The following is an 11123-nucleotide window of genomic DNA, read 5'->3' as shown; positions in this document are numbered from 1 at the left end:
CCGCTGTCTCATAAACGTACTTCGCGACCGGCGCCGAGCCGACGAAGGAGATCGCCGAGACCAGGGGGTGACGGAGCAGTGCGTCCACCGCCTCGCGCGCTCCGTGGACGACGTTCAAGATGCCTTCGGGGAAGCCCGCTTCGAGAAACAGCTCGGCGAGCCGCTGGGCGCCAAGTGGCGTTCGCTCTGACGGTTTGAGTACGAACGTGTTGCCCGCGACGACCGCGAGCGGGAACATCCAGAGCGGGATCATCACCGGGAAGTTGAAGGGCGGGATGCCCGCGCAGACGCCGAGCGGGTAGCGGTAAAGGTCCTGGTCGACGCCGCTGGAGACGTCGCGGAGGGTCCGGCCCTGGAGCAGCGTGGGCGCGCCGCACGCGAAGTCGACGACCTCGATGCCGCGACGGACCTCGCCGCGCGACTCCTCGAGCGTCTTCCCGTGATGCCTGGTCACGATCGCGGCGAGCTCCTCGAAGTGCTCCTCGAGCGTTGCCTTGTAGCGGAACATCAACCGCACGCGCTCCATGAGGGGGGTCCGAGACCAGGCAGGGAAAGCAGCGGCGGCGGCGGCCACGGCCGCGTGGACGTCGCGCTCGCCTGAGAGAGGGACTTGTTCGATCACCTCTCCTGTGGCCGGGTTGTATACGGGCAGGGTCGCCACCCCGTCGGCGGGCGAACGCCACTCGGCAGCGACGAGGTTCTTGATCATTGCACCTCTTGGGCGAGCTGTTCGGCTATCTGCTTCATCTCGCGATCGCCGCCAGAAGCGTGGCGACCACTCGAACGACCATCCATACTCGATTCATAGCTTCGAACCACCATTCGATGTAGCGATCGTGTTGTTGGCGCTCGTGATGCCACGAAAGTAATCAAGACTCAGCCGCACGTTAGTGGCCGGTCCGGATCCCGGTTCGGGCTCTGCAGTAAGCGCTGTGTCCTGCTCGAGTACAAACCAGCCTTCATATCCGACGTCGCTGAGTCGACTCAATATCGCGTCGATGTCGAGACCGCCCTGACCGAGTGGCTGATACAGACCCTCTCTAACCGCATCGGCGTACGTGAGTTCATCAGCGCGAAGCCTGGTGGCGACCTTGAGATTCAGATCTTTGAGGTGGACATGATTAATCCGTGAACCTGCGTCGGCCGCCAGGTCAATGGGATCAATGCCGCCGAGCACCAAGTGCCCCGTGTCCAGGCAAAGGCTGATATCGGTTCTTGCCAGCAATTGGGAGACCTGCTCATCGCTTTCGATGGCGGTCCCGACATGGGGATGGAACGAAACGCTCAGACCATAGGCTTCGGCGATGCTCTGAGCGGCCGACAAGTTCTCGCTCAGTACTCGCCATGACTCGGGTGAAAGCTGGTGATGGCTGTCGTACGTGTTGCCGGCCAGAGCAGCCGCAAGGACCAGTCTCTCGGCGCCAGCCGCGGCCAGAGTCCTCGCCCGTGTAACGACGTCGCTAAGCGTTCTCGGCTCGTGAAGGATCGTGGCGAGAAAGCCGCCGACGAGGTGGAGTCCATGCCGATCCAGTAATTCGCGGCAGATTTGCGGGTCGTCCGGCAGGTAACCTGGCGGTCCGAGTTCAGTTGCCTCGAACCCGACGACTTTCATCTCTTCCAACACCCGGTCCGCTGTCATACGGTATCCCCAAGCAGGAAGTTCGCTGACTCCCCACGAAATCGGGGCCGCAGCGACCTTCATCCGATCTCCTCGATCCGCACCGGCCGGTGCTCACGTTGGGAGCGCTCTGCAGCAAGGGCGACGACAAACGCCTCCCTTGCAGCGGTCGCCGGGCAGGGACTCTCGCTGCCCTGCTTCACAGCCGACAGGAACGCATCCAATTCAGCTCGGTATGCGTTCTTGAAGCGATCCATGAAGTCGCGGTATCCGCTCTCAGATGGATTCTCCGCCCCGGGCTCGACTGAACGCAGTGGAGTCCGCCCATTGGTGCCGACGGTCAGGCTGTCGCGCAAGCCAAAGACCTCCATTCGGACGTCATATCCGCGAGGATCGTTCCGCGCTGCACTAAACACCCCGAGCTCGCCTCCCTCGTAGCGGAGCACCGCGCATGCGGCATCGACGTCGAGGTGTCGCGCGAACATACCATCATGGGCCTGGCCATCGGCATAGACCTGAACAACCTTGCGACCGAGAACCCACGAACCGATATCGAAGTCGTGGATGGCCAGATCGAGCCAAATGCCGCCTGATTCAGCGACGTAAGCCTCTGGCGGAGGGGCAGGGTCGTGGGTTGCCATACGGACGAGATGCACCTGACCCACGGCACCGGAGGTGACCGCCTCCCTGGCCGCACGATAACCGGAATCGAAGCGCCGTTGAAACCCGATCTGTACCAAGGCCCCGGCCCGGCCGACATGTTCAATGACTGCATCCGTAGCCGCGAGATCGAGGGCGATCGGCTTCTCGCAAAACGCAGGGCAGCCAGCATCTACCGCTAGGTGCAGAAGGTCGGCATGGGCGGGTGTGGCGGCTGCGATCACGACAGCGTCAATCCCTACATCCAACAGGGCGGATGGCGTTTCAGCAAAGTCAGCTCCAAGCTGTTGCGCGAGCCTGGAGGCACGCCCAAGGTCTGCGTCGGTTATCGTCAGTCGGTCAACAAGCTTGTTCGCTTGAAGGGTACTCGCATGAAAAGTTCCGATTCTGCCCGCGCCGATGATCCCTACATGCACCGCTATATATGCCACCCCTCTTCGGCTGACGGGAACGTTCCCAGTAGTATAGGCGGCCAATAAGCGATGTCAAGGATGACGGGGACGAGAGGGCTAGCTACGGCCACGTCGCGGGCTCCGACAATTATCGATGTTGCCGCCCGCGCCGGCGTTTCCAAGTCGGTCGTCTCTCGCGTCATACGGGGCGAGACATCAGTGAGCCCGGCTAGCCGCGTCGCGGTCTTGTCGGCGGCGGAGGAACTCGGTTATCGCGCCAATGCGGTCGCTAGGAGCCTAGTCCAGCGTCGCACCTACAACGTCGGGGTTGTGGTGTCGGATCTGCACAATATCTTCTTCGCGGAGATTCTCGACGGACTGTATGCCGCAGCCGAGAAGCTGGGTTACCGGGCGCTTATCACAACTGGCAATCGCGACCCAGTGGCTGAAGAGCGGGCGCTGGAGCAGCTGCTGGAGCTCCGGGCGGACGGTATCGTCCTAGCCGGGCCTCGTATGCCATCGGAGGCAGTTAGAGCGGCATCGCGGATCATTCCCATTGCCGTCGTCGGCAGCGACCTGCACATCCGCGGTGTCGATGTGGTAGTCGATGACGACGTAAGGGGTGCCGAGATGGCGGTTAAACATCTCGCCAGCCTTGGTCACCGCGACATCGCCCTAATCGACGGTGGCCGGGGGGCCGGCGCGGCCGAGCGGAAAGCTGGATACGAGGCAGCGATGGCCGAGCTTGGCCTGAGTTCGCATATTCGCATCGCGCCAGGGGACTTTACTGAGAGCGGCGGATACGAAGGTGCACGCATCCTGCTCGATGGGCGCCGCCTTCCGACCGCAATATTCGCATGCAACGATCAGTCCGCTGTGGGCGCGCTGAACGCCGTCAACGAGGCTCGGCTGAGAGTCCCGGATGACGTTTCGCTGATGGGCTACGACAACACTGCGCTTGCGGCGATGCGACACATCTCTCTAACGACAATCCATCAGCCTCGAAGCCAGATCGGGGAGATCGCGGTCAGGGCCGTGATCCACAGGATCGAAACACCGGGCGCACCGGCCCGCCGCCGCGTTCTCACGCCGCAACTTGTCGTCCGCTCCACGACAGGCCCGCCGCGCCCGAAGGGAGTTTCCAAACGACACACTGGGGAGTAAAGAGACTCAGCTCCCCGAGTTCTCATTGATGCATTAGGGCAGGAGAAGGCGGGTCGCGAACCTAACCACGCCCCTGCGACCAGTACGTCAATTGCAGCAGCCCTTGACTTTCGTTCCAAAGCGAATAGACTACGCGGGAACGTTCCCGGAGAGACCCAAACCAGGTTGGGGCTTTCGTGGACGTTGGTCACCGGACCTCGGCCGCCGATATGCGCTCACACACCACAGGTAATTCGCTTGACACAAGAACGGGAGGACTTTGATGCGTAAGAGGGACGCTCGATGCCCGGGTTACCTCGGTTGGCTGGCTGCGACGGTGTTGATAGGGCTAGCGGTGTCGGCATGTTCTGGATCGTCGTCGCCTCCGACATCGGGTCCCGCCGGCGGTTTGATCTTGGACATCAATGGTCCCCTCTCAGACCCTTTCTTCGGTGCTATCAAGCTTGGGAGCGACGACGCCGCCAAGGCGCTGGGTATCAACTACCAGTACGTGGCCGCTACAGACGAAAAGAATGTGGTAGCCGACTATACAAGGCTGCTACAGGAATCGATTGGCCGTCATCCCGCTGCCATGGTCGTGGGAGACTTCGTTCCGTCTGCGTTCGACCCACTCATCAAGCAGGCTGTTGACGCCGGGATTCCGGTCGTTATCGTCAACTCAGGCGCAGACTCCTGGCAAAACGTTGGCGCGCTCACATACGTGGGAGAGAACGCTTTGGTGACCGGCGAAGCCGCCGGTACCTTCGCAGCCAAAGCCGGTGTTCACCATCTTGTCTGTGTGAACCACGTCGCGGGCAACCCACAGCTCAACCAGCGTTGCCAGGGTGCCCAGATGACGCTGTCTCAGGCGGGCGGGACCAGCACAGTACTCAACATCCCTACGGCAGACAGCGGAAACCCCGCGGCTGTTCAGCAAGACATCCAGGGCTTTCTGACAGCCCATCCAGAAACCGATGGTGTATTGACCCTGGGATCGGGAATCGCGACTGACGCACAGGCTGCCATCAAGGCAATCGGCAAGACAGGTCAGATTAAATTGGGCACGACCGATGTATCGACCGCCGTCTTGCAGGCGGTCAAGAGCGGTGACATCTCATTCGACATGGATCAGCAGGCGTATCTGCAGGGCTTCTTGTCGCTCGAGATTGCATTTCAATACCTCAAGTACGGCATTTACCCGACCCAGCCAATAGCCACCTCCGGCTTGGTGATTTCGAAGGAGAATGTTGACAAGGCGCTCGCCGTGCAGCAGCAGTACCCCGGTAGTCGCGGTGCCCGCTAGGGCAATTGAGTGCGAAGCGACCCCGGCCGCCTTGAACGGCCAGGGTCGCCCAGGCCGACGCGATGTACATGGAGGAGCGACCGATGGTCACTTCGCTAGGCGAGCCGGGCGATTCAGCCTCTGTCGATCCTGAACAGAGGCTCGGTAATCCCAGCGTAATTTCGCGTCTCGTTAGAGCGCCCGAGTTTGGTGCTGCGGCCGCGGCGATCTTGATCTATGGCTTCTTTTCCATTACAAGCTCCGGCAGGTTACTCACGCTGGACGCTACCGCAGGATGGCTAGATACCGCAGCGTACCTTGGCATCATTGCCGTGCCCGTTGGCATGCTCATGATCGCCGGTGAATTCGATTTATCGATCGGATCCATGGTGGGTGCGGGATCGATTTCGGTTGGCGTGATTGCCGGCGCCCTCAATCAGCCCCTGCCGCTGGCGGTCGGCTTTGCGTTTCTCTTCGCCATAGCGATCGGCGTCTGCAACGGGCTTTTGGTCACTCGAACAGGTCTGCCCTCATTCATCGTCACGCTCGGCACCAACTTGGTGGTGGCCGCATTGGCACTCACCTTGTCCCGTCAGCTCGCGAACACGACGACCATAACGGTCTACACAAGCGGCTTGTTGTCGCAGCTGTTCTCGTCTCAGTGGAAGTCGTTTGGTATTTCGATACTGTGGTGGGTGCTGATCCTCGTGATAGCCGCATGGGTGCTCCGGTACACACGCTTCGGCAATTGGATTCTTGCCACTGGCGGGGACGCGGAACGAGCTCGAAGAGCAGGAGTCATGACATCGAGGGTCAAGATCATCTTATTCGTGTGCACGGCCCTTGCCGCAACTCTTGTCGGTGTCTCCCAGGCAGTCCAATACAACACGGGTGACGCCGTCGGCGGTCAGGGATATGTCTTCCAAGCGCCAATCGTTGTGGTGATTGGCGGTGTCTTGCTAACCGGCGGGTACGGCACGATGCTTGGCGTCGCGCTTGGAACTGCCATCTACGGCGTCGCGGACGCCGGGCTCTTCTACACGGGATGGAATACTGACTGGGCGCAAGGCGTCACTGGATCGTTGCTTATCCTGACCGTGCTCACGAATAACACCCTACGTAGGCTTGCAGTGTCGGCCCTAAAGCCGGAGTAAGCGACGAATCATGACCACCTTGCCAGTCATGGAACTGACATCGGTTTCGAAAAGCTTTGGTTCAATAGCGGCCCTGCGCGACGTAACTGTTTCGGTGTATGCCGGCAAGGTCCTATGCCTCCTAGGGGACAACGGAGCGGGAAAGTCGACTCTTATCAAGATCATGTCGGGGGTCTATTCCCCGTCGAGTGGCGCGGTGCGGGTGGACGGCAAACAGGTTACGTTTGCGTCGCCTCGCAATGCTCAAGAGCTTGGCATTGCCACCGTGCACCAGGACGTTGGCCTATTCCCTCTGATGTCAGTTGTGCGCAATTTCTTCGTGGGTCGCGAACCGCTGACGGGCTGGGGGCCCTTCAAACGGATCGATATGCGCCGGGCGGAGCAGATCGCGTTGAGCGAGGCCCGGTCGATGGGACTAACACGGGTCGCGAATCCCCATCAGTTGGTTGGCAGCATGTCCGGAGGAGAGCAGCAGGCACTGGCTATTGGGCGGGCGCTCTTCTTCGGTGCTCGACTCTTAATACTCGACGAACCGACCTCAGCGCTGGGAGTCAACGAAGCAGCTGTGGTGCTTAGGCTGGTCCAGCAGTTGCGGGCCAAGGGCATTGCGATCGTGTTCATAACTCACAACGCCCACCACGCGCTGACGGTGGGGGACGAGTTCATCGTTCTGATTCGTGGATCGATCGCAGCACATTTCAATCGTGGGGAAAAGAAGAGAGAGGAAGTGCTCGATCTCATGGCTGGCGGCAAGCAACTGCACTCGCTCGAGATGGAACTCGAGGACCAGTAGGGAAGCCATTGAGATGGGACTCGAGCAGTCGTCTCAATGAATGGTCCGAGCCTGTACCGCGGGTTGTGGCGACGAGGGCAAAACAATGAATAGACTCTCCCAGCAGCCCGGGACGAATGTGCACGACAAATCCGTTTCCGGATACACACATCGCGATTTCGAGCCCGTTAACACAGTTTTCAGGTCTGTGGTTCGCGCAAGACGTGGCGCCGGCGCGGCGCTCTCCATCTACGTTGGAGATGAATGCGTTGTGGACCTCTGGGGCGGAAGCTACCGGTCAGATAGTCTCCAGTTGCTCTTCTCTGCTACCAAAGGAGCCCTGGCAGTTTGTGCCAACATGCTGGTCCAACGCGGCCAATTGGATCTGGACGCTCCCGTGGCGTCGGTTTGGCCCGAGTTCGCAGCAGGCGGCAAAGATCGTGTGCTCATCCGCTGGCTGCTTACCCATCAAGCAGGCGTCCCGGCTGTCAGCTCGCAGCTACCAGTCATCGAATACGCGGCAGGAAGACGAGCCACGGAAGAATTGGCGGCCCAGACTCCATTCTGGGAACCGGGTAAAGCACATGGTTACCACGGATTAACCATCGGTCCATTGGTCGACGAAGTTGTACGTCGGTCCACAGGCCGGTCGATCGCCCAGTTCTTCGCGAGCGAAGTTGCAGCGCCGCTCGGACTCGAGTTCTGGATCGGACTTCCAGAGGACCTCGAAGCCCGAGTGATACCGGTTCAGATGGGTGACCGGAGCGGGACTGAAGTCCTCGCCGCAGCTGCCACAGCTCGTCAAGACCCTAGTTCAGTCGTATCGAAGGCAAACATCGTTATCAATCCGACAGACTTCGACACTCGTGAAGTTCACGCCGTTGAGCTTCCAGCAGCCAACGGCATCAGCACTGCCAGGGCGCTAGCCCGCATGTATGCCGCTTGCATGAACGACGTTGATGGGGTCCGTTTGCTCGACGACGCAACGCTATCAGCAGCGTGCGAGGTTCAAGCTGCAGGCTTAGATCTCATTACCGTTGAGGAAAATCGCTTTGGACTCGGTTTCTATCTGCCATTCGCACGGATTCCGTTTGCGGGACCAACATCGTTCGGTCACGACGGCGCCGGTGGCGCTCTTGGGTTTGGCGATCGCGAGTCAGGACTCGCATTTGGATACATCACCAGCCTTGTCCCGCCGCTGCTGGGAAGCGACCCGGCGACCGATGAATTGATCAGCGCCGCATGCGACTGTCTTTGACGACCTTATTCGGATGTGGATGAGATTCATCCAATTCTTCAGGGGGCACGCCATTTTTCAAGGAGGCCTAGTCGTGCAAGTTTTCCGACAAATCCCGCGGGCGTGGCATTTAGCTAGGAGTCTCACATGAACGAGCTGAGCTACGTTCACGGCGCCAGCGACAAGCCGCTTCTGGGCGAGCCGATTTTCCACAACCTGCGGCGCACTGCGGAGCGTTTCGGCGACAACGAGGCGCTCGTCGTCTCCCACCAGAGCTATCGCGCCTCCTACCGCGATCTCGTCGCCCAGTGCGAGGAGGTTGCCCGCGGCTTGATCGCGCGCGCCGTAAAGAAAGGCGACCGCGTCGGCATATGGTCGCCCAATCGGTATGAGTGGGTGATCGTGCAGTACGCGACGGCCGCGATCGGCGCCATCCTCGTCAACATCAACCCCGCGTACCGCACGTCAGAGCTCGAATACGCGCTCAACCAGTCCGGGATCAGCTTCCTCATCCTGGCCGCGGGATTTCGCCAGGCCGACTATCGGGCAATGCTCGCCGAGGTCACGGGTCGCTGCCCGTCGCTGCGCGAGGCGCTCGTGCTCGAGGATGGCTGGGAGGCGCTGAAGCGCGACGCCGCGAAGGTCACCGAGCGTGACCTGCACGAGCTCGAATCGACGCTGCAGTTCGACGACCCGATCAACATCCAGTACACCTCGGGCACGACCGGATTCCCCAAGGGCGCGACCCTCACCCACCACAACATCCTCAACAACGGGTACTTCATCGGCGAGACGCTCGAGTACACCGAGCGGGACCGGGTCTGCATCCCGGTGCCGTTCTACCACTGCTTCGGCATGGTCCTGGGCAACCTCGCGTGCACCACGCACGGCGCGACGATGGTCGTCCCCGCCGAGGCCTACGACCCGGTGGCGACGATGCAGACGGTGCAGCAGGAACGCTGCACGTCCCTCTACGGCGTGCCGACGATGTTCATCGGCGAGCTCGAGAATCCGCGCTTCAACGAGTTCGACTTCAGCTCGTTGCGGACCGGGATCATGGCCGGCTCGCCGTGCCCGGTGGAGGTCATGAAGAAGGTCCAGACCGTCATGCACATCCCGGAGATGACGATCGCCTACGGGATGACGGAGACGTCGCCGGTGTCGACTCAGTGCAACACCGACGATCCGCTCGAGCGGCGCGTCTCCACGGTGGGCCGCGTGCACCCGCACGTCGAGATCAAGGTCGTCGATCCGGCGACCGGGGCCGTCGTGCCGCGCGGCACGGCCGGCGAGCTGTGCAGCCGCGGCTACATCGTCATGCGCGGTTACTGGAACAACGAGGAGGCGACGCGGGAGGCCATCGATCCAGCGCGCTGGATGCACACGGGCGACCTCGCGACGATGGACGACGAGGGCTACGTCAACATCGTCGGCCGCATCAAGGACATGATCATCCGCGGCGGCGAGAACATCTACCCGCGCGAGGTGGAGGAGTTCCTCTACTCGCACCCAGACATCGCTGACGTGCAGGTCATCGGCGTGCCCTCGGAGAAGTACGGCGAGGAGGTCATGGCCTGGGTCAAGCTGCGGGAAGGCGCCTCGGCGAGTGGCGATGCGCTGGCGGCCTGGTGCAAGGGCAAGGTCGCGACCTACAAGATCCCGCGCCACTGGAAGTTCGTCGACGGGTTTCCGATGACCGTCACCGGCAAGGTCCAGAAGTTCAAGATGCGCGAGATAGCGATCGAGGAGCTCGGCCTGGCGAAAGCCGCGGGGGTCCACACCGCATAGCAACGTAGAAATCGGCCAGGCTTCCAGGGATCCGGTGAACAACGCCGAGGTCCTCTAGGACGAGATTCGCGAGCTGGGTTACCGCGGTGGTCGCACCATCCTCAAGGAGTTCATGCATCCGTTCCGGGCCCTGGCCAAGGAGAACGCAGCGGTCCGCTGTGAGACTCCGTCCGGACGTCGGGCCAGGTCGACGGCGGCACCTTCAAGAAGCCGGACCGCAAGCGTGTGCAGAGTTTCGTGATGACGCTGGGCTGGTCGCGAGCGCAGTAGCCATGCCGCACGGTCCAGACCCGTGGGTCGCAGTGTAAGCCGCAGCCTTGGGTTTTCGAAGAGATGTGACGCACGGTCCTGGGGCCGTGCGCGCGCTGATATATCGGCTGTGAAATTGCCGTCAGCGAGTTCAATCTGCGGTCCGCGGAAACCTTAGGACGGGCTCAGCCGCCGAGTTCCTGGAGAATCTGTGCCCCGGCTGTGCCCCGTCGGCTCTGGACGACGCCAGAAATCGCCGGTTTTGAATACAAATTTGGTCGGGGGCGAGGGATTTGAACCCTCGTCCTCACGGTCCCGAACCGTCTTAATGATGTGCCCTCGCGTGTCCCGCCCGCTCCGTGGGGGTCCGTCTGAACTCAGATTGCCGCTCCTCCGTGCCCGTCCGTGTCCTCCTAGACCCGCCTTGTGCCGCGAATCTGTGATCCAGCTGTGATCCAGCGGTGGGTCCAGATTCAGCGGGAGGACCAGCAACCGCAGCTCTCTGCTGCCAGATATCGAAACTCGACAAGGCGCAATTTCTGGTGGGCTGCTACTAGCAATCATCGATGTCCCAGGATGTCGTTCTCGAGCTGTTCGAACCGCGCAGCGTACTCGCCCGCTGTCGGCTGACCATCGGACAATGGGGGTCCGCCGTGTCGCCTACGGCGCCTGGGGGCGTCGATCAAGATCCAGGCGAGGACCGCCAGCCCAAGCCCGACAGGCCCAGCAAGGCACGCGGCAAGCACGATGACGGGGAGTCCTGTCAGACGCCCTGCGCTCTGGCTGCCCTAGCTAACCCGGAGCTGCCATCTCGTCACCAGCGTTCTG

9 protein-coding genes are annotated in these 11123 nt (G+C 61.4%); 6 read left to right on the top strand and 3 right to left on the bottom strand.

The genetic code is table 11. The annotated features are described in order from the left end of the window. The 3 genes from VHK65_05235 to VHK65_05225 form a co-directional block, all read right to left on the bottom strand. Positions 1-709: aldehyde dehydrogenase family protein (locus VHK65_05235; GenBank protein HVS05554.1), on the bottom strand; the 709-nt coding region annotated here is incomplete at its 3' end. 93 nt (positions 710-802) lie between these two features. Beyond that, entirely contained in the window at positions 803-1702 is a 900-nt protein-coding gene (locus VHK65_05230; GenBank protein HVS05553.1) for a TIM barrel protein, read from the bottom strand. Beyond that, positions 1699-2694, bottom strand: a complete 996-nt coding sequence (locus VHK65_05225) for a Gfo/Idh/MocA family oxidoreductase (protein HVS05552.1) — start codon at positions 2692-2694, stop codon at positions 1699-1701. The genes VHK65_05230 and VHK65_05225 overlap by 4 nt, the downstream gene beginning before the upstream one ends. Positions 2695-2760: 66 nt before the next feature. Here VHK65_05225 and VHK65_05220 point away from each other — a divergent pair, with 66 nt between their 5' ends. The 6 genes from VHK65_05220 to VHK65_05195 all read left to right on the top strand — a co-directional run bounded on the left by VHK65_05220 (position 2761) and on the right by VHK65_05195 (position 10046). Next, a complete protein-coding gene (locus VHK65_05220) occupies positions 2761-3834 on the top strand; it encodes a LacI family DNA-binding transcriptional regulator (protein HVS05551.1) in 1074 nt (357 codons plus the stop codon). Positions 3835-4228: 394 nt separating this feature from the next. Then, a complete protein-coding gene (locus VHK65_05215; protein HVS05550.1) occupies positions 4229-5116 on the top strand; it encodes a substrate-binding domain-containing protein in 888 nt (295 codons plus the stop codon). A 68-nt stretch (positions 5117-5184) separates the two neighbouring features. Continuing rightward, a complete protein-coding gene (locus VHK65_05210; GenBank protein ID HVS05549.1) occupies positions 5185-6249 on the top strand; it encodes an ABC transporter permease in 1065 nt (354 codons plus the stop codon). A 10-nt stretch (positions 6250-6259) separates the two neighbouring features. Further along, entirely contained in the window at positions 6260-7042 is a 783-nt protein-coding gene (locus tag VHK65_05205; protein ID HVS05548.1) for an ATP-binding cassette domain-containing protein, read from the top strand. A gap of 40 nt (positions 7043-7082) precedes the next feature. After that, positions 7083-8279 (top strand): serine hydrolase domain-containing protein, encoded by a 1197-nt coding sequence (locus VHK65_05200; GenBank protein ID HVS05547.1) that lies wholly within the window; start codon positions 7083-7085, stop codon positions 8277-8279. Between the two features lie 126 nt (positions 8280-8405). Then, entirely contained in the window at positions 8406-10046 is a 1641-nt protein-coding gene (locus tag VHK65_05195; protein ID HVS05546.1) for an AMP-binding protein, read from the top strand. The last annotated feature ends 1077 nt before the right edge of the window (positions 10047-11123 follow it).

The sequence above is a fragment of the Candidatus Dormiibacterota bacterium genome, from assembly GCA_035544955.1.
GTDB lineage: Bacteria > Chloroflexota > Dormibacteria > CF-121 > CF-121 > CF-13.
Note: the sequence above shows the minus strand (reverse complement) of the source record. Positions and strands in the feature narration are given on the sequence as shown.